Annotated in this window: 21 protein-coding genes; 9 read left to right on the plus strand and 12 right to left on the minus strand. The window is 70.4% G+C overall.

Going from position 1 to position 24,944, the window contains the following annotated elements; translation table 11 throughout:
* Positions 1-26 precede the first annotated feature (26 nt).
* From ACZ5SK_RS00825 to ACZ5SK_RS00840, 4 genes are all read left to right on the plus strand, one after another.
* Positions 27-824: an AAC(3) family N-acetyltransferase gene (locus ACZ5SK_RS00825; protein ID WP_334583686.1), complete on the plus strand. Its 798-nt coding sequence runs from the start codon at positions 27-29 to the stop codon at positions 822-824.
* Between the two features lie 88 nt (positions 825-912).
* Positions 913-1,836 (plus strand): ABC transporter ATP-binding protein, encoded by a 924-nt coding sequence (locus ACZ5SK_RS00830; protein ID WP_334583687.1) that lies wholly within the window; start codon positions 913-915, stop codon positions 1,834-1,836.
* Positions 1,837-1,886: 50 nt separating this feature from the next.
* A complete protein-coding gene (locus ACZ5SK_RS00835) occupies positions 1,887-2,603 on the plus strand; it encodes an ABC transporter permease (protein ID WP_334583854.1) in 717 nt (238 codons plus the stop codon).
* Positions 2,604-2,658: 55 nt separating this feature from the next.
* Entirely contained in the window at positions 2,659-3,672 is a 1,014-nt protein-coding gene (locus ACZ5SK_RS00840) for a COX15/CtaA family protein (protein WP_334583688.1), read from the plus strand.
* Positions 3,673-3,701: 29 nt separating this feature from the next.
* On the opposite strand, the gene ACZ5SK_RS00845 is transcribed toward ACZ5SK_RS00840, so the two are convergent.
* The 3 genes from ACZ5SK_RS00845 to ACZ5SK_RS00855 all read right to left on the minus strand — a co-directional run bounded on the left by ACZ5SK_RS00845 (position 3,702) and on the right by ACZ5SK_RS00855 (position 6,229).
* Positions 3,702-4,808, minus strand: coding sequence for an amidohydrolase family protein (locus ACZ5SK_RS00845; RefSeq protein ID WP_334583689.1), 1,107 nt, complete (start codon positions 4,806-4,808; stop codon positions 3,702-3,704).
* 80 nt (positions 4,809-4,888) lie between these two features.
* Positions 4,889-5,221, minus strand: coding sequence for a hypothetical protein (locus ACZ5SK_RS00850; protein ID WP_334583690.1), 333 nt, complete (start codon positions 5,219-5,221; stop codon positions 4,889-4,891).
* Between the two features lie 54 nt (positions 5,222-5,275).
* The gene (locus ACZ5SK_RS00855) at positions 5,276-6,229 is read right to left on the minus strand and encodes a heme o synthase (protein ID WP_334583691.1); all 954 of its coding nucleotides are present in this window, start codon (positions 6,227-6,229) and stop codon (positions 5,276-5,278) included.
* 355 nt (positions 6,230-6,584) lie between these two features.
* Here ACZ5SK_RS00855 and tkt point away from each other — a divergent pair, with 355 nt between their 5' ends.
* From tkt to pgl, 5 genes are read left to right on the plus strand one after another with little or no spacing between them, the layout of a single operon-like run.
* Positions 6,585-8,672, plus strand: coding sequence for a transketolase (gene tkt, locus ACZ5SK_RS00860; protein WP_334583692.1), 2,088 nt, complete (start codon positions 6,585-6,587; stop codon positions 8,670-8,672).
* 33 nt (positions 8,673-8,705) lie between these two features.
* A complete protein-coding gene (tal, locus tag ACZ5SK_RS00865; RefSeq protein ID WP_334583693.1) occupies positions 8,706-9,824 on the plus strand; it encodes a transaldolase in 1,119 nt (372 codons plus the stop codon).
* A 4-nt stretch (positions 9,825-9,828) separates the two neighbouring features.
* Positions 9,829-11,367: a glucose-6-phosphate dehydrogenase gene (gene zwf / locus ACZ5SK_RS00870; protein WP_334583694.1), complete on the plus strand. Its 1,539-nt coding sequence runs from the start codon at positions 9,829-9,831 to the stop codon at positions 11,365-11,367.
* A complete protein-coding gene (gene opcA / locus ACZ5SK_RS00875) occupies positions 11,364-12,554 on the plus strand; it encodes a glucose-6-phosphate dehydrogenase assembly protein OpcA (RefSeq protein WP_468415165.1) in 1,191 nt (396 codons plus the stop codon). The genes zwf and opcA overlap by 4 nt, the downstream gene beginning before the upstream one ends.
* Positions 12,551-13,333 (plus strand): 6-phosphogluconolactonase, encoded by a 783-nt coding sequence (gene pgl, locus ACZ5SK_RS00880; protein ID WP_334583696.1) that lies wholly within the window; start codon positions 12,551-12,553, stop codon positions 13,331-13,333. Before opcA ends, pgl begins: the two co-directional genes overlap by 4 nt.
* Positions 13,334-13,363: 30 nt before the next feature.
* On the opposite strand, the gene ACZ5SK_RS00885 is transcribed toward pgl, so the two are convergent.
* The 9 genes from ACZ5SK_RS00885 to ACZ5SK_RS00925 all read right to left on the minus strand — a co-directional run bounded on the left by ACZ5SK_RS00885 (position 13,364) and on the right by ACZ5SK_RS00925 (position 24,899).
* Positions 13,364-14,242, minus strand: coding sequence for a hypothetical protein (locus ACZ5SK_RS00885; protein ID WP_334583697.1), 879 nt, complete (start codon positions 14,240-14,242; stop codon positions 13,364-13,366).
* 119 nt (positions 14,243-14,361) lie between these two features.
* Complete coding sequence (pgi, locus tag ACZ5SK_RS00890) at positions 14,362-16,014, minus strand: glucose-6-phosphate isomerase (RefSeq protein ID WP_468575034.1); 1,653 nt, start codon at positions 16,012-16,014, stop codon at positions 14,362-14,364.
* A 238-nt stretch (positions 16,015-16,252) separates the two neighbouring features.
* Positions 16,253-17,521 carry an MFS transporter gene (locus ACZ5SK_RS00895; RefSeq protein ID WP_443041394.1) on the minus strand — a complete coding sequence of 423 codons (1,269 nt, stop codon included), beginning with the start codon at positions 17,519-17,521 and terminating at the stop codon, positions 16,253-16,255.
* A 157-nt stretch (positions 17,522-17,678) separates the two neighbouring features.
* Positions 17,679-18,014: an RNA polymerase-binding protein RbpA gene (locus tag ACZ5SK_RS00900; RefSeq protein WP_078615979.1), complete on the minus strand. Its 336-nt coding sequence runs from the start codon at positions 18,012-18,014 to the stop codon at positions 17,679-17,681.
* Positions 18,015-18,225: 211 nt separating this feature from the next.
* Complete coding sequence (gene secG / locus ACZ5SK_RS00905) at positions 18,226-18,456, minus strand: preprotein translocase subunit SecG (RefSeq protein ID WP_099937594.1); 231 nt, start codon at positions 18,454-18,456, stop codon at positions 18,226-18,228.
* A gap of 143 nt (positions 18,457-18,599) precedes the next feature.
* Positions 18,600-19,376 (minus strand): triose-phosphate isomerase, encoded by a 777-nt coding sequence (tpiA, locus tag ACZ5SK_RS00910; RefSeq protein ID WP_361700256.1) that lies wholly within the window; start codon positions 19,374-19,376, stop codon positions 18,600-18,602.
* Between the two features lie 6 nt (positions 19,377-19,382).
* A complete protein-coding gene (locus ACZ5SK_RS00915) occupies positions 19,383-20,594 on the minus strand; it encodes a phosphoglycerate kinase (protein WP_361700253.1) in 1,212 nt (403 codons plus the stop codon).
* Positions 20,595-20,704: 110 nt separating this feature from the next.
* Positions 20,705-21,715 carry a type I glyceraldehyde-3-phosphate dehydrogenase gene (gap, locus tag ACZ5SK_RS00920; protein WP_334583700.1) on the minus strand — a complete coding sequence of 337 codons (1,011 nt, stop codon included), beginning with the start codon at positions 21,713-21,715 and terminating at the stop codon, positions 20,705-20,707.
* A 229-nt stretch (positions 21,716-21,944) separates the two neighbouring features.
* Positions 21,945-24,899: a M14 family metallopeptidase gene (locus ACZ5SK_RS00925; protein WP_468575038.1), complete on the minus strand. Its 2,955-nt coding sequence runs from the start codon at positions 24,897-24,899 to the stop codon at positions 21,945-21,947.
* Between the last annotated feature and the right edge of the window lie 45 nt (positions 24,900-24,944).

A 24,944-nucleotide genomic window follows, 5' to 3' on the forward strand; every position in this document is an offset into this window, starting at 1 on the left:
GGCCCCGTCGGGGACACTGCCGGACCATGCCCACACCCCCTCCCACCGGCCCACTTGTCACCCGGGACACCCTCACCGCGGGCCTTCGCGCGCTTGGTGTCGAACCCGGAGAAATCCTCCTCGTCCATTCCTCGCTCAGTTCCCTCGGCTGGGTCTGCGGAGGCGCCGTCACGGTCGTGCGCGCACTGCTGGACGCGCTCGGCCCGGACGGCACCGTGGTGGTCCCGACCCAGACCGGGGACCTGTCCGATCCGGCGGTGTGGCGCAATCCGCCGGTGCCCGAGGAGTGGTGGGAGACGATCCGGGCCACCATGCCCGCCTACGACCCCCTCGTCACCCCCAGCCTCGGCGTCGGAGTGATCCCGGAGACGGTCCGCACCTGGCCCGGCGCGCGACGCAGCGCGCACCCGCAGACGTCCTTCGCGGCCCTGGGAGCCCGGGCGGCGGAGGTCGTGGACGGACACGCGCCGGACTGCCGGCTCGGGGAGCACAGCCCGCTGGCCCGGCTGGAGAAACTGGGCGCGCGGGTGCTGCTCCTCGGCGCCGGATACGACACCTGCACCAGCTTCCACCTCGCCGAATACCGGATACCCGCCCCGCTCGTGGACGTCGGCCGGCCCGGCGCCGACGGCTGGGAGCGAGTGAGCGAGGTATCGATCGACTCCGACCGGTTCGACGAGCTCGGCCATGACTTCGAACGCGACCGTGCCGTCGTACGGGGCACGGTGGGCGCGGCCGACGTGCGGCTGTTTCCGGTCGCGGACGCCGTGGCGTACGCGCAGCGGTGGCTGCCGCTGCACCGGCCCCGCGAGGAGGAGTTCTGAACGCGCCCGCCCGGGCCGCCCGGCGTGCACGACCACTTCCCGTACCCGCCGGTCTGAGCTCCCGCCACCGAACCTAGACTCTTGAGCCATGCGAACTGAGCCTGTCGTCCGGGTCCAGGCCCTGGTGAAGCGGTACGGGACGAAGACGGCGGTGGACGGCCTCGACCTGAGCGCCCGGCCGGGCGTCACCGCCGTCCTCGGACCCAACGGCGCCGGCAAGACGACCACGATCGAGATCTGCGAGGGGTACCGCAAGCCGGACTCCGGCACGGTGCACATCCTCGGCCTCGACCCGGTGAGACAGGCCTCGGACCTGCGCCCCAGGATCGGCGTGATGCTCCAGTCGGGCGGGGTGTACTCCGGTGCCCGGGCCGACGAGATGCTCCGGCACGTGGCGAAGCTGCACGCGCATCCGCTGGACGTCGACGCCCTCGTCGAGCGTCTGGGCCTCGGCTCCTGCGGCCGGACGACCTACCGGCGCCTGTCCGGCGGCCAGCAGCAGCGGCTCGCGCTGGCGATGGCCGTCGTCGGCCGCCCGGAACTGGTGTTCCTGGACGAGCCGACGGCCGGCCTCGACCCGCAGGCCCGCCGCGCCACCTGGGACCTCGTACGGGACCTGCGCGCGGACGGCGTCTCGGTCATCCTCACCACGCACTACATGGACGAGGCCGAGCAGCTCGCCGACGACGTCGCGATCATCGACGCGGGCCGCGTCATCGCCCAGGGCTCCCCGGAGGAGCTGTGCCGCGGCGGCGCCGAGAACACCCTGCGCTTCACCGGCCGCCCCGGCCTCGACGTACAGTCCCTGCTCAAGGCCCTGCCCGCCGACAGCTCGGCCGCCGAGCTGACCCCGGGCTCCTACCGGGTCATGGGCAAGGTCGACCCGCAACTGCTGGCGACGGTCACGTCCTGGTGCGCACAGCACGGGGTGATGCCGGACCGCATCTCGGTGGAACGGCACACCCTCGAAGACGTCTTTCTGGAGCTGACCGGCAAGGAGTTGCGTTCGTGACCGTCACCGGCACCTATACGCCGAACCCCGGGGCCGCGCCCCTGCCCCGCATGATCGGGACCCAGGCGGCGCTGGAGACGAAGATGCTCCTGCGCAACGGCGAGCAACTGCTGCTCACCGTCGTGATCCCGACGCTTCTGCTCGTCCTGTTCAGCAGCGTGGACATCGTCGACACCGGCACGGGCGAGGCGGTGGACTTCCTCACCCCCGGCATCCTCGCGCTCGCCGTGATGTCGACGGCCTTCACCGGTCAGGCCATCGCGACCGGCTTCGAACGCCGCTACGGCGTCCTGAAGCGGCTCGCCTCCTCGCCGCTGCCCCGCTGGGGCCTGATGGCGGCGAAGACGCTGTCGGTCCTGGTCACCGAGGTCCTCCAGGTGATCCTCCTGACGGTGATCGCGTTCGCGCTGGGCTGGAACCCGCACGGGAACCCCGTGGCCGTCCTGCTGCTCCTGGTCCTCGGCACGGCCGCCTTCTCGGGTCTCGGTCTGCTGATGGCGGGCACCCTGAAGGCGGAGGCGACGCTGGCCGCGGCCAACCTGGTCTTTCTGCTGCTGTTGGTGGGCGGCGGGGTGATCGTCCCGCTCGACAGGTTCCCGCCCGCCGCCCAGGACGTGCTCGGTCTGCTGCCCATCTCGGCCCTCTCGGACGGCCTGCGGGACGTCCTCCAGCACGGCGCGGGCATGCCCTGGGCCGACCTGGGGATCCTCGCGGTCTGGGCGGTCGTCGCTCTCGCGGCGGCCGGCCGGTTCTTCCGCTGGGAGTAAGGACACACGGCGGCCGGGACCCCCTCGTGAAAGCGTGCACAAGCGGCCGCCTACGATGGGAGGCGTGCCAAACGTGACCCGTGCCGACGCCGTAGCCGCCGTGCGCAACCCCCTCGCCTTCATCGCCGACCGCTGGACCCCCACCCCCCGGACGGTGCAGCGGGCGGCTCTGTTCGCGCTCGTGATGTCGGTGGTCATTGTGGTCACCGGCGGCGCCGTACGCCTCACGGGCTCCGGCCTGGGCTGCCCGACCTGGCCCAAGTGCACCGCCGACTCGCTCACCGCGACCAGCGAGATGGGCTTCCACGGCGCCATCGAGTTCGGCAACCGCATGCTGACGTACGTGCTGTGCGCGGCCGTCGGCTGGGCGATCATCGCCGCGCGCTCGGAGAAGCCGTACCGCAGGAGTCTGACCCGGCTGGGCTGGGCGCAGTTCTGGCTCGTGATGGGCAACGCGATCCTCGGCGGCATCGTGGTGCTCGTCGGCCTCAACCCGTACACGGTCGCGGCGCACTTCCTGCTGGCCTCGGCGCTCACCGCCGTCGCCACGCTGATGTGGCAGCGCACCCGGGAGGGCGACGGGGCGCCCGAGCCGGTGGTCGGCACGTCCGTGCGGCAGCTGGTGTGGTTCCTGGTCGGCGCCTCGGCGCTGCTGATCGCCGTCGGCACGGTGGTCACCGGCTCCGGCCCGCACGCGGGCGACTCCAGCGAGGTCGAGCGGATGCCGCTGGACTGGGAGACGGTGAGCAAGCTGCACGCCGTGCTCGCGTGGATCGTCGTGACGCTGACGTTCGCCCTGTGGTTCGTCCTGAAGGCGGTCGACTCCCCCAAGGGTCCGCTGGACCGCGTCCGGGATCTGTTCCTGGTGCTCCTCGCCCAGGGCGTCATCGGCTACGTCCAGTACTTCACGGATCTCCCCGAGGCCCTCGTCGGGGTGCACATGTTCGGCTCCTGCCTGGTGTGGATCGCGGTACTGCGGGTGCTGCTGGCGCTGCGCGAACGCCCCGTCGACGGCGTGGACCTCCAGCTGCCCCGGCCCGCCGGCCGCGTCGAGGCGACCTCCCGCTGACGCGGGCGCCGGCACGCGGCCGGTACTCCTCAGCCCAGGCCGTACACCCTGCGCGCGTTGCCCGCCGCGATCAGTCCCGCCACCCGCTGCGCGTCCGTCAGCGACCACGCCCCCTCCGCGACCCAGGTGCCCAGCACCCGTGCCAGTGCCTCGCGGAACAGCCGCGCCCCGACCACGTGCAGCTCGGGCAGCCCCTGCGCGCCGCTGGAGAACAGGATCTTGCCGAAGGGGGCCAGTTCCAGGATCTCCGCGAGGATCGTCGCGGCGCGGGCGCCGGTCCGTACCAGGGCCGCGCCGGAGTCGGCGTACACATGCGGGAAGACGCCGGCGAGATGGGCGGCGTGGCGGTGGTAGGGGTAGCCGTGCAGCAGGACGAGGTCGGTGCCCAGGCCGGCCGTCGCGCGGACGAAGTCGGTGAGCAGCACGGGGTCGGTGCGGTCGATGCGCGCCCCGGGCGCCCCGAGGCCCGCGTGCAGTTGCAGGGGCAGTCCGGAGGCGACGGCGATCCACAGCAGATGCCGTAGCAGCACCGGGTCGCTCAGCTCGCCGCCGACCCGCCGGGCGGCCAGCCAGCGGCCCGCCGCGCCCCGCACCTCCCCCGGCCCGGGCGGTTCGGGTGCGAGGGCGAGGCCGTGCCGGACGCCCGCGACGGAGGTGAAGGCCACGGCGTTCGCGGCGGCCGCGTGGACCGCCTCGGCGAGGTTGGCGAGGAACGACTCGACGGTGCCCGAGGTGTCCGCGACCTGTTCGGCGAGGAGTTCCAGGCGCACGATCTCGCGGGCCTCGGCCGCACCCGCGCCGGCCAGCTCGCCCGGTCCTGTGAGGTCGCCGGGCAGGCCCGTGTCGACCAGGTAGGTGGTGATGCCGCTGCCGCGCAGCAGCCGGCGGCCCGATTCCAGTACGCCGAGTTCACGACGCCGGGCCAGATACCGGGCGGGCGGGGCGTGCGGTTCCAGGCCGAGCAGCGGGGGGCACCAACGGCGTACCGCGAACCCGGTCTGGGTGTCGAAGAGCGTCGTACCCGGGGCGGGCGGGCCCTCGGTACGCGCCAGCTGGGCCTCGAAGGTGCCGAGACCCAGCTCCGTTCTCAGGACGCCGTGGCAGTACTGGTCCACCAAGGACGGCGTTTCGATCATCCGGACTCCCCTGGACTGGACCTCGTGCTCCTGAGGTCCTAACGGGTGAACCGGGTGTCAGGTAGTGCCGAAGGAGTCCTTCAGCTGTTCTTCGGTCCGCCGACCTGGATCCCCGCCATGCGGCTCCACTCGTACGGTCCCGTCTTCACCTTGGCCGCGAACTCGCCGTCGAAGGTCTCGTGGAGTGTGAGGCCGGCCTTCTCGACGGCCTGGCGGGCGATCTCCACCGAGGGGGCCACGAGGTCGCCCCAGCCGCCGTCGTCGCCGACGAGGACGATGCGGGCGCCGCGCTCGCCGATGTACGCGACCTGCGCCTCGGCGCCGCCGTGCTCCTTGGAGAAAGCGTTGATCTGCTTGCTGAGGCGGGCGGTGCTGCGCTCGGCCTTCGCGTCAACCTGCTGCGTGTCTGCCATGGGCAGGATGCTACCGACGGGTAGATCGAACGGCGACGCCGCAGGGCGTGACGCTCACCTCAGGAAGGGGTCCACCGCGACCGCCACGAACAGCAGCGACACATAGGTGATGGACCAGTGGAACAGCCGCATCTCCTTCAGCTTCCCGCCCGTCGCCTCGGCCTTCGCGCGGGTCTGCAGCGCGTGCGCCTCCCACAGCCACCAGCCGCCGGCCACCAGCGCGACCGAGGTGTAGAACCAGCCGGTGTAGCCGAGCGGGGTCAGCAGCAGCGAGACGACGACCATCACCCAGCTGTAGAGGACGATCTGCCTGGCGACGACCTTGTTGGAGGCGACGACCGGCAGCATCGGCACGCCCACGCGCGCGTAGTCGTCCTTCACCTTCATGGACAGCGGCCAGTAGTGCGGCGGCGTCCAGAAGAACATGACGAGGAAGAGGATGACCGGCGCCCAGGACACGGAGTCGGTGACGGCCGACCAGCCGATCAGCACCGGCATGCAGCCCGCGATGCCGCCCCACACGATGTTCTGCGAGGTACGGCGCTTGAGGATCATCGTGTAGACGACGACGTAGAAGAGGAGGGCGCCGAGGGCGAGCCAGGCCGACAGCCAGTTGACGGTCAGGCCGAACAGGAGCGTCGAGACCACCGCGAGGGTGATGCCGAAGGCGAGACATTCACGCGGGCTGACCATCCCGGTGACCAGCGGGCGCTGCGAGGTGCGGTCCATCAGCGCGTCGATGTCGCGGTCGATGTACATGTTCAGCGCGTTGGCGCCGCCCGCGGAGAGGTAGCCGCCGAGGCAGGTCAGCAGCACCAGACCGAGGTCCGGGACGCCCTGCTGCGCCAGGAACATCACCGGGACGGTGGTGATCAGCAGCAGCTCGATGATCCGCGGCTTGGTCAGCGCCACGAACGCCTTGACCCGGGCCCCGAGCGGCCGCCGGTTCGGGCTCTGGCTCGTCCCGATAATCCCCAGTGGACGGGATTCAACGGCCGTCACGCACACCCCTGACAGAGACTCCCAGCGAGCCCGCCCGTGTGAATACGGGGTAAAGGCTCGCGCGTACCACGCCACTGTAGACGTTGCCCATACCCCGTTATTCGCGGGGGTGGGGTCGTGTTGGACGGCGGCGGCGGAAGAGCCGGGGACCACTCTGTTGAGCACTCGTACGAGCGGCTCCGTATTCACTTGCCGAACAGGAAACACACCGGTCGGGAGGCGGATCCCGAAGAGTCCCGGCAGTCTGGAATGACTCGAAAAAATGCACGTTCTGTCGGGGGTAGGCTCGACAACGGCCGGTGGGCGCCGCGTGCACCGGCATTCGACATGCGTGACATGTGGAGAGGAGCCCTGACCCAGGGTGAGCACCAAGCCGACCACCACAGACCTCGAGTGGACCGAGTTGGACCAGCGGGCCGTCGACACCGCCCGCGTCCTGGCCGCCGATGCCGTACAGAAGGTCGGCAACGGCCATCCCGGTACGGCCATGAGCCTCGCGCCTGCCGCGTACACCCTCTTCCAGAAGGTGATGCGGCACGACCCGGCGGACGCCGACTGGGTGGGCCGCGACCGGTTCGTGCTGTCCGCGGGCCACTCGTCCCTGACCCTCTACACCCAGCTGTACCTGGCCGGCTTCGGCCTGGAGCTGGACGACCTGAAGTCGTTCCGCACGTGGGGCTCGAAGACGCCGGGTCACCCGGAGTACGGCCACACCACGGGCGTGGAGACGACGACCGGCCCGCTGGGCCAGGGTGTCGCCAACGCCGTCGGCATGGCGATGGCCGCCCGCTACGAGCGCGGTCTGTTCGACCCGGACGCCCCGGTCGGCGAGTCGCCGTTCGACCACTTCGTCTACGCGATCGCCGGTGACGGCTGCCTCCAGGAGGGCATCTCCGCCGAGGCGTCCTCGCTGGCCGGCCACCAGAAGCTCGGCAACCTGATCCTGCTGTGGGACGACAACCACATCTCGATCGAGGGCGACACCGAGACGGCCGTGTCCGAGGACACCGCAAAGCGGTACGAGGCCTACGGCTGGCATGTGCAGCGCGTCGCCCCGAAGCCGGACGGCGACCTCGACCCGCACGCCCTCTACGACGCGATCGAGGCCGCGAAGCAGGTGACGGACAAGCCGTCCTTCATCGCGATGCGCTCGATCATCGCCTGGCCCGCGCCGAACGCGCAGAACACCGAGGCGGCGCACGGCTCGGCGCTCGGCGACGACGAGGTCGCGGCCACCAAGCGCGTCCTGGGCTTCGACCCGGAGCAGAGCTTCGAGGTCGCCGACGAGGTCATCGGCCACACCCGGGGCGCCCTGGAGCGCGGCCAGGCGGCCCGCGCGGTGTGGGAGAAGTCCTTCCAGCAGTGGCGGGACAACAACCCCGAGCGCGCCGCCGAGTTCGACCGTGTCGCCGCGGGCGAGCTGCCCACCGGCTGGGAGGAGAAGCTCCCGGTCTTCGAGCCCGGCAAGGGCGTCGCCACGCGTGCCGCCTCGGGCAAGGTGCTGCAGGCGCTCGGCGCGATCATCCCCGAGCTGTGGGGCGGTTCCGCCGACCTCGCCGGCTCCAACAACACGACGATCGACAAGACGTCGTCGTTCCTCCCGGCGGACAACCCGCTGCCGGAGGCGAACCCGTACGGCCGCACGATCCACTTCGGCATCCGCGAGCACTCCATGGCCGCGGAGATGAACGGCATCGCGCTGCACGGCAACACCCGTATCTACGGCGGCACGTTCCTCGTGTTCTCCGACTACATGCGCAACGCCGTACGCCTGTCCGCGCTCATGCACCTGCCGGTGACGTACGTGTGGACGCACGACTCCATCGGTCTCGGCGAGGACGGCCCCACCCACCAGCCGGTCGAGCACCTCGCGTCGCTGCGCGCCATCCCGGGCCTGAACGTCGTCCGCCCCGCCGACGCCAACGAGACCACGATCGCGTGGCGCGAGATCCTCAGGCGCTGGACGAAGGTCTTCGGCAAGGGCGCCCCGCACGGTCTGGCCCTCACCCGCCAGGGTGTGCCGACGTACGAGCCCAACGAGGACGCGGCCAAGGGCGGTTACGTCCTGTTCGAGGCCTCCACGGGGACGCCCGAGGTGATCCTCGTCGCGACCGGTTCCGAGGTGCACGTGGCCGTCGAGGCACGCGAGCAGCTGGAGGCCGACGGCGTGCCCACCCGCGTCGTGTCCATGCCGTGCGTGGAGTGGTTCGAGGAGCAGGACCAGGGGTACCGGGACAGCGTCCTGCCCCCGTCCGTCAAGGCCCGGGTCTCGGTCGAGGCGGGCATCGGTCTCACCTGGCACAAGTACGTCGGGGACGCCGGTCGCATCGTTTCCCTGGAGCACTTCGGTGCTTCCGCCGACGGCAAGGTCCTCTTCCAGGAGTACGGCTTCACTGCGCAGAACGTGGCCGCGCAGGCCCGGGAATCCCTCACCGCCGCCCAGCGCTGACGCTCACATACGACACGTAGGAGATGTAATTCCATGACAGACGCACTCAAGCGCCTCTCCGAGGAGGGCGTCGCGATCTGGCTGGACGACCTGTCGCGCAAGCGGATCACGTCCGGCAACCTCGCGGAACTGATCGACCAGCAGCACGTCGTGGGCGTCACCACCAACCCGTCGATCTTCCAGAAGGCGATCAGCAGCGGCGACGGTTACGAGCAGCAGCTCTCCGACCTCGCCGCCCGCAAGGTCACCGTCGAAGAGGCGATCCGCATGATCACGACGGCGGACGTCCGGGACGCCGCCGACATCCTGCGCCCGGTCTTCGACGCCACCGGCGGCCAGGACGGCCGGGTGTCCATCGAGGTCGACCCGCGCCTGGCGCACCACACCAGGCCGACGGTCGCCGAGGCCAAGCAGCTGGCCTGGCTGGTGGACCGGCCCAACACGCTGATCAAGATCCCGGCCACCAGGGCGGGCCTGCCGGCGATCACCGAGGTCATCGGCAACGGCATCAGCGTCAACGTCACGCTGATCTTCTCGCTGGAGCGCTACCGCGAGGTCATGGACGCCTACCTGGCGGGTCTGGAGAAGGCGCAGGCCAAGGGCCTGGACCTGTCCCTGATCCACTCCGTGGCGTCCTTCTTCGTGTCCCGCGTGGACACCGAGATCGACAAGCGGCTCGACGCGCTCGGCACCGACGAGGCCAAGGCCGCCCGCGGCAAGGCCGGCGTCGCCAACGCCCGCCTCGCCTACCAGGCGTACGAGGAGGTCTTCGCGGGCGAGCGCTGGAGCGCGCTGGAGAAGGCGGGCGCGAACAAGCAGCGTCCGCTGTGGGCCTCCACCGGCGTGAAGGACCCCGCGTACAAGGACACCCTGTACGTGGACGACCTGGTGGCGCCGAACACGGTCAACACCATGCCGGAGGCGACCCTGTTCGCCACCGAGGACCACGGGCAGATCACCGGCAACGCCGTCGCCGGCACCTATGAGCAGGCCCGCGCCGAGCTCGACGCCGTCGAGAAGCTCGGGATCTCCTACGCCGACGTGGTGCAGCTGCTGGAGGACGAGGGCGTCGAGAAGTTCGAGGCGTCCTGGAACGACCTGCTCAAGTCGACCGAGGCGGAGCTGGAACGCCTCGCCCCCTCGGAGGGCTGAAATCTTGTCGCCTCATTCCGGTTCCGGAGCGAATCCGCTCCGTGATCCCGCAGACCGACGGCTCCCGCGCATCGCGGGGCCGTCGGGCCTGGTCATCTTCGGCGTCACGGGCGATTTGTCCCGGAAGAAGCTCATGCCCGCCGTGTACGACCTCGCCAACCGGGGTCTGCTGCCGCCGGGCTTCTCCCTGGTCGGGTTCGCCCGCCGCGAGTGGGCGCACGAGGACTTCGCTCAGGAAGTCCACGACGCCGTCAAGGAGCACGCCCGCACGCCCTTCCGCGAGGAGGTCTGGCAGCAGCTCGTCCAGGGCATGCGCTTCGTGCAGGGCACCTTCGACGACGACGAGGCGTTCGAGCGGCTGCGCTCGACGATCGAAGAGCTCGACAAGGCACAGGGCACGGGCGGCAACTTCGCCTTCTACCTGTCCGTGCCGCCGCGGTCCTTCCCCGTGGTCATCCAGCAGCTGAAGAAGCACGGGCTGGCCGACCAGAAGGGCGGCTCCTGGCGGCGTGCGGTCATCGAGAAGCCCTTCGGCCACGACCTCGCCTCGGCCGTGGAGCTCAACCAGGTCGTCCACGAGGTCTTCGCCCCGGACCAGGTCTTCCGCATCGACCACTACCTGGGCAAGGAGACCGTCCAGAACATCCTGGCGCTGCGGTTCGCGAACACGATGTTCGAGCCGATCTGGAACCGGTCCTTCGTGGACCATGTGCAGATCACGATGGCCGAGGACATCGGCATCGGCGGCCGGGCCGGCTACTACGACGGCATCGGCGCCGCCCGTGACGTCATCCAGAACCACCTGCTCCAGCTGATGGCGCTGACCGCGATGGAGGAGCCCTCCTCCTTCGACGCGGACGCGCTGGCCGCCGAGAAGACCAAGGTGCTCGGCGCCGTACGGCTGCCGAAGGACCTGGGCCGCGACAGCGTGCGCGGCCAGTACGCGGCCGGCTGGCAGGGCGGCGAGAAGGCCGTCGGCTACCTCGAAGAGGACGGCATCGACCCCAAGTCGAAGACCGACACCTACGCCGCCATCAAGGTGGAGGTCGACAACCGCCGCTGGGCGGGCGTGCCGTTCTACCTGCGCACCGGCAAGCGCCTCGGCCGCCGGGTCACCGAGATCGCGGTGGTCTTCCAGCGGGCCCCGCACTCCCCGTTCGACTCCACGGCCACCGAGGAGCTCGGCGCGAACGCGATCGTCATCCGCGTCCAGCCCGACGAGGGCATCACCGTCCGCTTCGGCTCCAAGGTCCCCGGCACCTCCATGGAGATCCGGGACGTGTCGATGGACTTCGCCTACGGCGAGTCCTTCACGGAGTCCTCGCCCGAGGCGTACGAGCGGCTCATCCTCGACGTGCTGCTGGGCGACTCCAACCTCTTCCCCCGCACGGAAGAGGTGGAGCTGTCCTGGAAGATCCTCGACCCGATCGAGCAGTACTGGGACAGGAACGGCAGGCCCGCGCAGTACCCGTCGGGCACGTGGGGGCCCGTCGAGGCCGACGAGATGCTCGAGCGAGACGGACGGAGCTGGCGCCGGCCATGAAGATAGACCTCACGGACACCACGGCCAGCAAGATCAACAAGGCGCTGGTGCAGGGCCGCCGCGCCATCGGCACGCCCGCCGTCGGCATGGTGCTCACCCTCGTCGTCGTGACGGACGAGGAGAACGCCTACGACGCCCTGAAGGCCGCGAACGACGCGTCGCACGAGCACCCCTCGCGCACGCTCGTGGTCATCAAGCGTGTCTCGCGCTCCCCCCGGGGCCGCACCCAGTCCCGCCTCGACGCCGAGGTACGGGTGGGTGCGGACGCGGGCACCGGTGAGACGGTCGTTCTGCGGCTGTACGGCGAGGTCGCCGACCACGCCCAGTCGGTCGTCCTGCCGCTGCTGCTGCCGGACGCGCCGGTGGTGGTCTGGTGGTCGGTGGACGCCCCGCGCGATCCGGCGGGCGACCCGCTGGGCGCCCTGGGCCAGCGCCGGGTCACCGACAGCTACGCGGCGGAGAAGCCCGTGGGCGAACTGCGGGCCCGCGCCGAGAGCTACGAGCCGGGCGACACCGACCTGGCATGGGCCAGGATCACCCCGTGGCGCTCGATGCTGGCCGCCGCCCTCGACCAGGTCAGCGCCGAGATCGTGTCCGCCGAGGTGGCGGGCGAGGAGTCCAACCCGAGCGTCGAACTGCTCGCCATGTGGCTCGCCGACCGGCTCCATGTGCATGTCCGGCGCGCGATCTCCGCCGGTCCCGGGCTGACCCAGGTACGGATGGAGACGACCGGCGGCCCCATCACGCTGCACCGCTCGGACGGCGCGATGGCCACGCTGGCGCTGCCGGGGCAGCCGGACCGCGCGGTGGCGCTCAAGCGCCGCGAGACGTCCGAGCTGCTCGCGGAGGAGCTGCGCAGGCTCGACCCGGACGACACGTACGCGTCCGCGCTGCGGTTCGGCGTGGACCGGCTGGGCGGGATCCAGTCGGCGGCGGAGCGGGTCGAGGCGGCAGCCTCCCAGCCCGTGCCGTCCCTCCCGGTCCGTGCGGTGCCGGACACGGCGGCCGCGAGCCGGGCGTCCACACCGGCTCGGCCCTCCGCCGCCCCGGCTGGCGCCCCGGCGGGCCGGGGCGAAGGCAAGGGCGAGGTACAGGGCCAGAACCCGGGCCAGGGCCAGAGCCAGGGCGAGGGCGAGCGGCCCACTCCGGCGCAGATGCCCCCGGTCAGGAAAGCGGACTCGCCGTGAGCACCCCCCAGCTGGTCGTGCACCACGACAAGGAGCTGATGGCGCAGGCCGCCGCGGCCCGCCTCATCACGAAGATCGTGGACGCGCAGGCCTCCCGGGGCCACGCGTCCGTGGTCCTCACGGGCGGCCGCAACGGCAACGGCCTGCTCGCCGCGCTGGCCGCCGCGCCCGCCCGCGACGCCGTCGACTGGGCCCGGCTCGACCTGTGGTGGGGCGACGAACGCTTCCTCCCCGAGGGCGACCCGGAGCGCAACGTCACGCAGGCCCGTGAGGCCCTGCTGGACTCCGTCCCCGTGGACCCCGAGCGCGTGCACGCCATGCCCGCGTCCGGCGGTCCCTACGGCGCCGACGTCGAGGCGGCCGCGGACGCCTACGCCGAGGAGCTGGCCCGCGCGGCCGGCCCCGAGAACCACGGCGCCGTGCCCACCTTCGACGTCCTGATGCTGGGCGTCGGCCCGGACACCCATGTGGCCTCGCTCTTCCCGGAGCTGCCGGCCGTGCGGGAGACCGAGCGCACGGTGGTCGGGGTGCGCGGTGCGCCCAAGCCGCCACCGACCCGGGTCACCCTCACCCTCCCGGCGATCCGGGCGGCCCGTGAGGTGTGGCTGCTCGCGGCCGGCGAGGACAAGGCGCAGGCCGCGGCGATCGCCCTGTCCGGCGCGGGCGAGATCCAGGCCCCGGCGGCCGGCGCCCAGGGCCGCGCCCGCACCCTGTGGCTCCTGGACACCGCGGCGGCCTCCCGGCTCCCGAGGTCGCTGTACCCGCCGGCGTCTCCCTGACCCGGACAGCTCTCCATGGAACCCGTACGGTCAACGGCCGTACGGGTTCTGTCCGTTGTAGGGCTGGTAGGGGCCGCCGCCGTACGGGTTCTGCGGCGGCGGGGCGTACGGCGCCCCGTAAGGATGGCCGTAGGGGTGGCCGTACGGGTTTCCCTGCGGCGCGAACCGGGGCGGCGCCGCGGCCTGCGTCGGGGGCAGGGTGGCCGGGTGGGCGGAAAGGCGGATGCCGTAGCGCCGCTTGAGCCGACCGGTCTCCAGCAGCGCGATGCCCGTCACGGTCAGCGGCGCGCCCAGGATGAAGACGATGCCCATGGTGAGGCTCAGCCCGTGCAGATCGCCCGTGACGAGGTCGGGGACCGCCATCAGCCAGGTCGTCACCGTGGCGAGCAGCGGCGGCAGGGACCGGTGCACGGCGGCCGTGCCGAAGAAGTTCCCGGAGACCTGCACCGCTCCGTAGATCACCATGCCGGTCAGCCAGAGCGCCGTGAAGCCGAGCGGCACCAGCCAGAAGCCGCCGAGCGCCATCGTCCCCTGCCACAGGAACACCAACCCGACGACCGAGCCGATGAAGAACAGCAGCAGCTTGAGCGAGTTGACGAGCGGCACCCGCATCTGGCGGATCGTCCCGGTCCGCCGCCACACGAAGAGCATCACGCCGACCGTCAGCGGCGTGATGAGGAGCACGACGACGGACGCCGTCAGCATGTTCTCCAGCACTTCCTCGAAGGCGAACTTGCGCTGTACGAAGGTGTACACGCCGAAAGCGGCGACGGCTCCGGCGATGATGCGTGCCTTCTTGAGCCGGTCCACGGACGGATCGACCGACGGCGGGATCCACGCCGGGTGGTACAGCGCCTGCGCCACCTGTTTCGGCTGCAGGACCGACCGCATCGACAGCCTGTCGCTCATCCAGTTCCCGCGCGTGCCGGCCAACTTCCACTCCCCCGAGTCGTCGCTGCGTGATCCTCGCGGATCCTACGCGAAGCGGACCGGCTCCCGCCGCCCGCTTCCCGTCCCTTCCACCTCGCCTAACGGCCGCGCAGTTCCCGGTACTTGGCGACGAGCGCCGTCGTCGACCCGTCGAGACCCGGTACGTCCGCGCCTTCCGTCAACGCCGGCTCGACGCGCTTGGCGAGGACCTTGCCGAGCTCCACGCCCCACTGGTCGAAGGAGTCGATGTTCCACACCGCGCCCTGCACGAACACCTTGTGCTCGTACAGCGCGACGAGCTGACCGAGGACCGAGGGGGTCAGCTCACGGGCGAGGATCGTGGTCGTGGGGTGGTCGCCCTTGAACGTCTTGTGGGCCACCAGCTCCTCCGGGACGCCCTCCGCGCGCACCTCCGCGGGCGTCTTGCCGAAGGCCAGCGCCTGCGTCTGCGCGAAGAAGTTCGCCATCAGCAGATCGTGCTGGGCCTTGAGTCCGTCGCTCAGCTCGGCGACCGGCTCGGCGAAGCCGATGAAGTCGGCCGGGATGAGCTTCGTGCCCTGGTGGATCAACTGGTAGTAGGCGTGCTGCCCGTTGGTGCCCGGCGTGCCCCAGACGATCGGGCCGGTCTGCCAGTCCACCTCCTTGCCGTCACGCCCGACGTACTTGCCGTTGGACTCCATGTCCAACTGCTGGAGGTAGGCGGCGAACTTGGACAGGTAGTGGCTGTAGGGCAGTACCGCGTGCGACTGGGCGTCGTGGAAGTTGCCGTACCAGATGCCCAGCAGGCCCAGCAGCAACGGCACGTTGGACTCGGCGGGCGCGGTGCGGAAGTGCTCGTCGACGAGGTGGAAGCCGTCGAGCATCTCGCGGAAGCGGTCGGGCCCGATGGCGATCATCAGCGACAGGCCGATCGCCGAGTCGAAGGAGTAGCGGCCGCCGACCCAGTCCCAGAACTCGAACATGTTGGCCGTGTCGATGCCGAAGCCGGCGAGCTTCTCGGCGTTCGTCGACAGGGCGACGAAGTGCTTGGCGACGGCCGGCTCTCCCCCGCCGAGCGCGTCCAGCAGCCAGGTGCGGGCCGAGGTCGCGTTGGTGATCGTCTCGATGGTGGTGAACGTCTTGGACGCGATGATGAACAGCGTCTCGGCCGGATCCAGGTCGCGGGTGGCCTCGTGCAGGTCGGCGCCGTCCACGTTCGACACGAAGCGGACCGTGAGGTCGCGGTCGGTGTAGCTGCGCAGCACCTCGTAGGCCATGGCCGGGCCCAGGTCGGAGCCGCCGATGCCGATGTTGATCACGTTCTTGATGCGCCGGCCGGTGTGGCCCGTCCAGGCCCCGGAGCGGACGCGTCCGGCGAAGTCGGCCATCTTGTCCAGGACGGCGTGCACCGCCGGGACGACGTTCTCCCCGTCGACCTCGATCACCGCGTCGCGCGGGGCGCGCAGCGCGGTGTGCAGCACTGCGCGGTCCTCGGTGGTGTTGATCTTCTCGCCGCGGAACATGGCGTCCCTGAGGCCGAACACGTCGCCGGCGGCGGCCAGCTCACGCAACAGCCGCAGCGTCTCCTCGGTGACAAGGTGCTTGGAGTAGTCGATGTGCAGGTCCCCGACCTGCACCGTGTATCCGGCGCCGCGCTCGGGGTCGGCGGCGAACAGCTCCCGCAGCCGCACCTCGCCGAGTTCCTCGCGATGTTTGGCCAGAGCGGTCCACTCGGGCGTCTGGTTGAGCCTCGTACGGCCGTCTGCGTTCATGTCGGACTTCAGCCCTTCCTCAGAGCCTGTGTCATATCCCCGCTCGGGCGCGCGACGCCTGGCACGCACGCTCGCCGCGTTGCCGAAACGCCCACGTGACTCCGCCACGAGGGCGCTCCGGCGCCTTGCGATCGCACGCACCAGACGCCGCGCGCTGATCCGAGCGGGGATATGACACAGGCTCTCACCTGTCCGTGCTGCCTCGCACGGCTTGCCCCGCCGCTCCCAACCTAGTTGATCAGGAGGTGACGTGAGCGGACGTGCCACGGTCCTGCGGGGCAACAACAGGTACGTCCGCCTTGCCCGCCGGTATCAACGCGGCGACGGCGAGTGCGAAGAGCAGGGCCGCCAGCAGTGCGGGCGCGTTGAGGCCGAAGGCCCCGGCCGCCGCTCCGCCGAGCAGGGCGCCCACGGGGGCGCCGGAGGTGGAGGCCGTGCGGAAGGCGGAGGCGATGCGGCCCACCATGGGCGCCGGGCTGCGCTGCTGCATCAGCGTGACCTGGTTGACGTTCCACACCATGTTCATGAGGCCGAGCAGCAGCATGCCCGCGAGCAGGGCGCCGAGGTGCCGCACGGTTCCCATGACCAGCAGTGAGGCCGTCTGGACGGCTCCGCCGAGCAGCAGGGCGCGGGCCCTGCCGACGCGGCGCGCGAGGCGCTGGGCGAGGAGACCGCCGACGAGGCTGCCGAGCGCGTAGAAGGTCATCGCGGCGGCGAATCCGGTGTCGCCGGCGTGCAGCCAGCGCGTCACGTGCAGGACCAGGGTGGCGATCAGGGCGCCCATGCCGATGTTGCACAGCAGGGTGGCCAGGCAGATCGGCCGCAGGACGCGGTCGCCCCACAGATGGCGCAGGCCCTCGCCGATCTCCGCGCGCAGGGTGCTGCCGGCGGGGCGCGGCTCCCGCTCGGCCGGCCGTATCCGCAGGGAGGCCACCAGGGCGGCGGCCAGCAGATACGTGCCCGCGTCGGCGGCGAACGGCATACAGGCGCCCACGCCGAGCAGCAGCGGCACGAACGGGCCCGCCGGCAGGCCGCCCGCGAGCTGCTGGCCGGTCATCAGGCGGGCGTTGGCCGCGCCGAGGGCCTCGGCGTCCACCAGGGAGGGCAGCAGGGCCGTGGAGGCGTTGTCGAAAAGCGTCTGAAGGGTGGTCAGCAGGAAGGCGAGGGCGAGCAGCAGAGGGATGGAGGCGTGGCCGAGTCCCACGGCGAGGGCGAAGGCGGCGACGAGCAGGCCGCGCACGGTGTCCACGGCCCACATCGCGCGCCGCTGGTCCACCCGGTCGGCGACGGCCCCGCCGAGCAGCCCGAACAGCAGCCAGGGGAGGTAGGCGCAGGCGGTCACGGAGGCGATGACCAGCGGCTCGTCCGTGAGCTGCACGGCGAGCAGGGGCAGCGCGGTCGTCCGCAGCGCATCCCCGAAGCGCGAGATCACGGCGGCGCTCCACAGCCGCCCGAACCCCCCGCGCCACGCGGGCGCGCGACCGCCCACCACACCGACCGTCGCCACACGTCCCCCTCATGGTCCGCCGGTTCGCCGCACACACGAGAACCGCTACGAAAACCGTAGAGGGCACCACTGACAATCGGTGGGCACACGGACCTTGCCGGCCCGCGAAACAACTCCGGCCAGGCGCCCGTAGGCACCCGGCCGGTCTCGTCAACTTCTAGATCTCGCCCCGCAGTTTGGCGAGCGCCTCGGCGAGGATCGCTTCGCCGTCCGCGTCGCTGCGCCGCTCCCGCACATAGGCGAGATGCGTCTTGTAGGGCTCGGTACGGGGTGGGTCCGGGGGGTTGTCCCGGTCCTGTCCGGCGGGAAAGCCGCAGCGCGGGCAGTCCCAGGTCTCGGGAACCTGCGCGTCGCTGGCGAAGCTGGGCACCGTCTCGTGTCCGTTGGAGCACCAGAAGGAGATGCGCAGACGCGGCGCGGACTCGCCCCGCTCGGCCTCGCCCATCGGCCCCGCCCCGACCCGGCTTCCTCGGATCGCGTTGCCACTTGCCACGGTCGTAACTCCCTGCGTGATGGTGCCGCAAAGCGAGTCGGCGTTTCGCTTCGCTGCGAGCGCCTCAGTCTACGTAAGGCCCAACGCGCGTCCAGTGATTGGAGTTACAGCTCCCACACCTAGACGCAAGCCCCATGATAGGCCGCGCTCAGCTGCGCGTACCGAACATGGGGCCTTACGTACCGGAATGTGCGTACCTGAGAGAGGCTGATCAGCTCTTCATCACGATGCCGAGGACGATGATGCAGGCGAACCACAGGAAACCGATGACGACGGTGATGCGGTCGAGGTTGCGCTCGGCGACCGAGGAGCCGCCGACGGAAGACTGCATGCCGCCACCGAACATGTCGGAGAGGCCGCCGCCCTTCCCCTTGTGCATCAGCACCAGCAGCATCAGCAGCAGGCTGAAGACGATCAGGGCGATCGAGAACCCCAAAACCACGGCTGGACCAACTTCCTCGGATTCGGATAACGACTCGGATGAACAGCGGGGGCACAGCGTCATCCGCCATGCCCCCGCAAGAGTACGACGGATCGCCGCTACCGCATACTCACAGCTCGGATCACCGTCGGATCACCGTGGGATCACTGGTCGCGGAAGCGCACGATCTTGACGAACTCGTCGACGTCCAGCGAGGCGCCGCCGATCAGCGCGCCGTCGATGTCGGCCTTCGCCATGATCTCGGCGACGTTGCCGGACTTCACGGAACCGCCGTACTGGATGCGGACCCGGTCGGCCAGCTCCTGGGTGTAGAGCTCGGCGATCTTGGCGCGGATGGCGGCGCAGACCTCCTGCGCGTCCTCGGCGCCGCAGACCTTGCCGGTGCCGATGGCCCACACGGGCTCGTAGGCGATCACGACGGACTCGGCCTGCTCGGCCGGGAGGTCCTTCAGACCGCCCTCGACCTGGGCGAGGGTGTGCGAGACGTGGTTGCCCGCCTCGCGGACCTCCAGCTCCTCGCCCACGCACAGGATCGGGGTCAGGCCGTGCTTGTAGGCGGCCTTGACCTTGGCGTTCACGAGCTCGTCGGTCTCGTTGTGGTACTGACGGCGCTCGGAGTGACCGATGGCCACGAACGTGCACTTCAGCTTGGCGAGCATGGGTCCGGAGATCTCGCCGGTGTAGGCGCCGGAGTCGTGCGCCGAGATGTCCTGGGCGCCGTACTTGATCTTGAGTTTGTCGCCGTCCACCAGGGTCTGCACGGAGCGCAGGTCGGTGAAGGGCGGCAGGACGGCGACCTCGACGGCGTCGTAGTCCTTGTCGGCGAGGGCGAAGGCGAGCTTCTGGACGTGGGCGATGGCCTCGAGGTGGTTGAGGTTCATCTTCCAGTTGCCCGCCATCAGCGGCGTGCGAGTGGTCATGCGGGGTCAGTCCTCCAGTGCGGCGAGGCCGGGGAGCGTCTTGCCCTCGAGGTATTCGAGGGAGGCGCCGCCGCCGGTCGAGATGTGGCCGAATGCGTTCTCGTCGAAGCCCAGGAGGCGGACGGCCGCGGCGGAGTCGCCGCCGCCGACGACCGTGAACGCCGGGGAGTCGACGAGGGCCTGGGCGACCGCCTTGGTGCCCTCGGCGTAGTCGGGGTGCTCGAAGACGCCCATGGGCCCGTTCCAGAAGACGGTGGCGGCGTCGGCGAGCTTCGAGGCGTACAGCTTGCGGGTCTCGGGACCGATGTCCAGACCCTCCTGGTCGGCGGGGATCGCGTCCGCGGCGACGGTGGTGGGGTTCGCGGGGGCCTTCGTCTTCAGGTCCGGGAACTCGGGGGCGACGAGGACGTCGACCGGCAGGACCAGCTCGACGCCGGTCTTCTGCGCGCGCTCGATGTACTCCTGCACCGCGGGGACCTGGTCCTCCTGGAGGAGGGAGATGCCGACCTCGTGGCCCTGGGCCTTGAGGAACGTGTAGGCCATGCCGCCGCCGATGAGGATGCGGTCGGCCTTGCCGAGCAGCTGGTCGATGACGGCGAGCTTGTCGGAGACCTTGGCGCCGCCGAGCGCGACGACGTAGGGCCGCTTGACGTCCTCAGTGAGCTTCTTCAGGACGCCGACCTCGGTGGCGATCAGGAAGCCGGCGGCGTGCGGCAGCCGTGCCGGGAGGTCGTAGACGGACGCGTGCTTGCGGTGCACCGCGCCGAAGCCGTCGCCGACGTAGACGTCCGCCAGGGCGGCGAGCCGGTCGGCGAAGGCGCCGCGCTCGGTGTCGTCCTTGGCGGTCTCGCCGGCGTTGAACCGCAGGTTCTCGATGACGGCGACCCGGCCGTCGCCCAGGCCGGCGACCGTCGACTGCGCGGACTCGCCGACCGTGTCGGTCGCGAAGGCCACGGCGGAGCCCAGGAGCTCGCCCAGCCGGGCGGCGGCGGGAGCGAGGGAGAAGGCCGGGTCCGGCTCGCCCTTGGGCCGGCCCAGGTGCGAGGCGACGACGACCTTGGCGCCCGCCTCCGCGAGGGCCTTGACGGTGGGCAGCACGGCGCGGATGCGGCCGTCGTCGGTGATGGTCGTGCCGTCGAGCGGCACGTTGAGGTCGGCGCGGACGAAGACCCGCTTGCCTACGACGCCTTCGGCGAGAAGTTCGTCGATCGTCTTCATTACGGGGACTCCTGGCGTGAGAGGGCTGTCGGTACGTGACGCAGGGCTCGGGCGGCGCGTCCCTGCGCCGCCCGAGCCCTGCACTCACATCGAGGTGCCTGATCTGTCGATCAGAGCTGGCCGCCGACGAAGACCGTCAGGTCGACGAGGCGGTTGGAGTAGCCCCACTCGTTGTCGTACCAGCCGAGGATCTTCACCGAGTTGCCCTCCTGGACCATGGTCAGGGAGGAGTCGAAGGTGCAGGAGGCCGGGTCGCCGACGATGTCCGAGGAGACGATCGGGTCCTCGGTGTAGGACAGGTAGCCCTTGAGGTCGCCGTCCTCGGAGGCCTTCTTGAACGCGGCGTTGACCTCGTCCTTGGTGACCTCGCGCTGCAGCGTCACGACCAGGTCGGTGGCCGAGCCGGTGGGGACCGGGACGCGCATCGCGATGCCGTCGAGCTTGCCCTTGAGCTGCGGGAGGACCAGCGCGGTGGCCTTCGCGGCGCCCGTGGTGGTCGGGATGATGTTCTCGGCGGCGGCGCGGGCGCGGCGCAGGTCCGAGTGCGGGAAGTCCAGGATCCGCTGGTCGTTGGTGTACGCGTGGACCGTCGTCATCAGGCCCTTGACGATGCCGAAGTTCTCGTCGAGGACCTTGGCCATCGGCGCCACACAGTTGGTGGTGCAGGAGGCGTTGGAGATGACGTGGTGGTTGGCCGCGTCGTACTTGTCCTGGTTGACGCCCATCACGATGGTGATGTCCTCGTCCTTGGCCGGAGCCGAGATGAGGACCTTCTTGGCGCCGCCCGCGATGTGCTTCTCGGCGTCGGCCTTCTTGGTGAAGATGCCGGTCGACTCGATGACGATGTCGACGCCGAGCTCGCCCCACGGGATGTCGGCGGGGTTGCGCTCGGAGAGCACCTTGATGGTGTGGCCGTCGACCGTGATCGTGTCGGCGGTGTGCGACACCTCGGCCTTGAGGCGGCCCAGGATGGTGTCGTACTTCAGGAGGTGTGCGGTTGTCGCGGTGTCACCCAGGTCGTTGACAGCCACGATCTCGATGTCAGCACCCTGCTCCAGCAGCGCGCGGAAGTAGTTACGACCGATGCGGCCAAAGCCGTTGATGCCTACGCGGATCGTCACGAACCGATCTCCTCGTTGGTACGCCGGCCATGCGGTGCCGGCGAGCTGTATTTGGGATGTCCCCGACCACCCCCGACCCTACCTCTCCGAGGCCGCCGCGGTGACATCGAGTCCGCCCATACACGGCAGGGCGTCCCGTACCCGCCAGTAGGGGTACGGACCGCCCGGGCCGGAAGGCCCCATCACTCGATTCGGTTACGAACGATGATGCGGGGTTGACTTCGGCGTGTCAGCTCTCAAGTGAGTCGAGCGCCTTTCCGATGAGCGCCTTGCGGTCGGCCGCCGAGGTGACGTGTTCCAGGCCGAAGCCCAGCAGCACGGTGTCGTCGGTGGTGACCGCTCCGTACGTCTGGAACAGGGCGCCGGTGCGCGTCCAGTCCTTCAGGACGGCCGGGCTGCCCGCGGGCGGACCGGCGGCCCGCCAGGCGCCGAGCGAGGTCTCGAAGCCCTCCGCCTGGGTGACGGCGCCCCCCACGACCAGCGAGGCGTCGTCCGCGAGGACGCCGTGGCCGCCGGTGCCGGGGTCGGTGACGTAGGAGATCGACACCTCGACGTTCTTGCCCGCGTAGGCGCTCAGGTCGAAGTTCACCTGCTGCCAGCCGCTGGAGGCGCCGGTGAGGGCGTTCCAGGAACCGGTGGTGCCGGTCGCGGTGCAGGCGCCCGAGCCGAGGGTGAGGTAGTGCCGCAGCCACGGGTGCTCGGTGATGTAGAAGCCGGCGTCGCAGTCCGCGGGCACGGCGGCGGTGGTGGCGCCGCCCGCCTCGGGGAGCGTGGTCCAGTCGTCGGCGCCGACCGTGTGGATCTCGACGATCGCGTTGTCGTAGCCGGGCTCGGTGTCCCACAGGAGCTGGGTACGCAGGGTGGGCCTGCTCGCCGCACCGACACCGCTGAGGTCGATGGTGCGGGTGAGGCGCTTGTAGGCGTCGTCGGTGTGCACCGCGGCGGCCATGTACGAGCCCGTGTACGGCCCGTACGGGTTGACCGTCCCGGCGAACCGGCCCGCGCCCGCGCTCTTGAACTGCGGGTAGGAGGCGGCCGGCAGCTCGTCCGAGGTGACCCCGTAGGTGCCCGCCTTGTCGAGCGGGTTGCCGGGCGCGGCGCCGAGGGCCCCGCTGAGGCCGCCGAGCTTTCCGGAGCCGGTGAAGCCGGTGGCGCCGGGGGTCGAGGTACGGGAGTAGGCGCCCAGGTAGTACTGGCTGAAGTCGTTGGACGGGGTGCCGTCGCCGAGGTCGACGCTGCCGCCGGCCAGCTCGCCCGCCTCGATCAGCTTGCCGCCCTCGTTGAGGAAGGCGCGCAGTTCGAGCTGGGTCGGATTGCCGGGGACGCTCGCGCCCGTGTAGTGGACGACCGTGTCGAAGTGGCTCAGCACGCCGAGCGCGTCGGGCGCGCCCTGGGCGGCGACGTCCCAGACGACCGCCTTGCGGCCGTTGGCCTTCAGCGCGTCGACGTAGGTCTGCGCCTGTGTGGCGGCCGCGCCCTCCTCGGCGACGACGAGCGTGTCGGCCTGGGGGCGTGCGGCGATCGTGTACGTGAAGTGCGAGCTGGAGACCTTCTTGCCGGCCTTGGTCGCACCGGTGAACCACACCTCGACCTTGTCGCCCGGTCCCCCGCCTCGCACCTTGGCCCGGTACTCGTCGAAGAAGAGGTTGTCGTCCCCGCCGTAGGTCTCGCCGCCCTTCCAGGCCTTGAGCGCCCGCTCGTGCGTACGGCCGCCGTTGACGCGGTACTTGACCTCCTTGTCCCGGATCGCCTTGCGTACGACGACGGAGACCTCCTGGTCGGCGCCGCGCGAGTACGACGTGGTGAACGGCGCCGGGGTGAAGTCGGCGGCCGTCAGACCGACCGAGGACTTCGGCTGGTCGGGCTGGGCGACGGACTCGGCGACGGAGAGCGCGAACGGGACGTTCTTGGCGAACTCGCCCTGGATCAGCTTCTCGTCGTCCGGGAAGTTGAAGCCCGACTGGCAGTCGGAGGCGTTCCACTGGTCGTTCGGGTCGATGTTCGACGCGGTCTGGCAGGTCGACATCTCCGGGGTGAACATGGCGAGGCCGTTGACGTTCGACGCATGGCCGTCCGCCTCGCCGTTCGTCGTGTACAGCTCCGAGGAGACCTGCGGGTGGTAGCCCGGCACCGCGCTGTTGTCGGGGGTGCCGGCGAGCGCCTTGTAGGCGACATCGTCCGGGGTGTCGGTGGCGACCTGCCAGCCGACGCCGTAGAGGAGCAGTTCGGCGGCGGAGTGGTAGTTGATGCCGTACGTGAACCCGATCCGCTTCTCGAAGGCGTCGAGCGCCTTGGTCTCGGGCTCGGAGCCGGGGCTCGCGCCGCGGTAGGTCTCGCTGGTGGGGTTGGGGGACGAACCCTCGTCGTCGTAGCCCCACTTGTAGGCGAAGTTGCGGTTGAGGTCGACGCCGTCACCGGTGGAGATCACGCCGTCGCCGTTGACGTCCCGCAAGTTCTTCCGCCACAGCCGGGTGTCGGAGTCCTTGAAGGTGTAGTCGTAGCCGTCGGGGTTGGCCGAGATCACGAACCACAGTTCGCTGGAGTCGACGATCTTCCTGACACGTTTGTCGGTCTTGTAGTTGTCCAGGTAGTAGTGCATCAGCCGGCGGGTCATCTCCGGGGTGATCCACTCGCGCGCGTGCTGGTTGGACATGTACAGGACCGACGGCTTGGAGCCGTCCTTGGACTTCTTGGCGCCCTTGGTCAGTTTGAGAGCGAGGATGTCCTGGCCGTTGACGGTCTTGCCGATGGAGACGACCTTGGTGAGCCCGGGATTCTCCTGGCCGGTGCGGAGGATCTCCTCCTTCAGGCCGCCGCTGCCGCTGTACGGGCGGAACACGCCCTCGGCGGCGGCCTCGACGCGGTTTTCCGCCTTGGCCGAAAGCGTGTGCTCGGTGAGCTCGACACCCTGCTTCTGAAGCTTCTTCGCCTGCTTGTCGGTGAGGTAGACCTCAACCGTGGCGGTGCCCTTCGCGGGCGCCTGCTCGCCGAGTTCGTGGCCGTCCTGGCCGGCCGCCAGCAGCAGGGGTACCTGCTTCTTGGTGACCTCGGCCCGGAAGACCTTGACCTCGTCCGGGTCGGGTTTCGGCGAGTTTGCGGACTGTGCCTGGGCGATGGGTGCGAGCGCCGCTCCGCCGAGCAGCAGGGCGCCGACAGCGAGGATCGATCTCGCTCTACGTCTCATGAACCCCCCTAGCGTGAGTTCGCCACAGCAGCGAACTCTGCCAGG

It is taken from the genome of Streptomyces sp. NPDC031474 (genome assembly GCF_055581185.1).

Coding starts and splice junctions, on each gene's coding strand:
- ACZ5SK_RS00825 (WP_334583686.1), top strand. CDS start 27: ATGCCCACACCCCCTCCCACCGGCCCACTTGTCACCCGGGACACCCTC.
- ACZ5SK_RS00830 (WP_334583687.1), top strand. CDS start 913: ATGCGAACTGAGCCTGTCGTCCGGGTCCAGGCCCTGGTGAAGCGGTAC.
- ACZ5SK_RS00835 (WP_334583854.1), top strand. CDS start 1,887: ATGATCGGGACCCAGGCGGCGCTGGAGACGAAGATGCTCCTGCGCAAC.
- ACZ5SK_RS00840 (WP_334583688.1), top strand. CDS start 2,659: ATGGGAGGCGTGCCAAACGTGACCCGTGCCGACGCCGTAGCCGCCGTG.
- ACZ5SK_RS00845 (WP_334583689.1), bottom strand. CDS start 4,808: ATGATCGAAACGCCGTCCTTGGTGGACCAGTACTGCCACGGCGTCCTG.
- ACZ5SK_RS00850 (WP_334583690.1), bottom strand. CDS start 5,221: ATGGCAGACACGCAGCAGGTTGACGCGAAGGCCGAGCGCAGCACCGCC.
- tal (WP_334583693.1), top strand. CDS start 8,706: ATGACAGACGCACTCAAGCGCCTCTCCGAGGAGGGCGTCGCGATCTGG.
- opcA (WP_468415165.1), top strand. CDS start 11,364: ATGAAGATAGACCTCACGGACACCACGGCCAGCAAGATCAACAAGGCG.
- ACZ5SK_RS00885 (WP_334583697.1), bottom strand. CDS start 14,242: ATGAGCGACAGGCTGTCGATGCGGTCGGTCCTGCAGCCGAAACAGGTG.
- pgi (WP_468575034.1), bottom strand. CDS start 16,014: ATGAACGCAGACGGCCGTACGAGGCTCAACCAGACGCCCGAGTGGACC.
- tpiA (WP_361700256.1), bottom strand. CDS start 19,376: ATGACCACTCGCACGCCGCTGATGGCGGGCAACTGGAAGATGAACCTC.
- ACZ5SK_RS00915 (WP_361700253.1), bottom strand. CDS start 20,594: ATGAAGACGATCGACGAACTTCTCGCCGAAGGCGTCGTAGGCAAGCGG.
- ACZ5SK_RS00925 (WP_468575038.1), bottom strand. CDS start 24,899: ATGAGACGTAGAGCGAGATCGATCCTCGCTGTCGGCGCCCTGCTGCTC.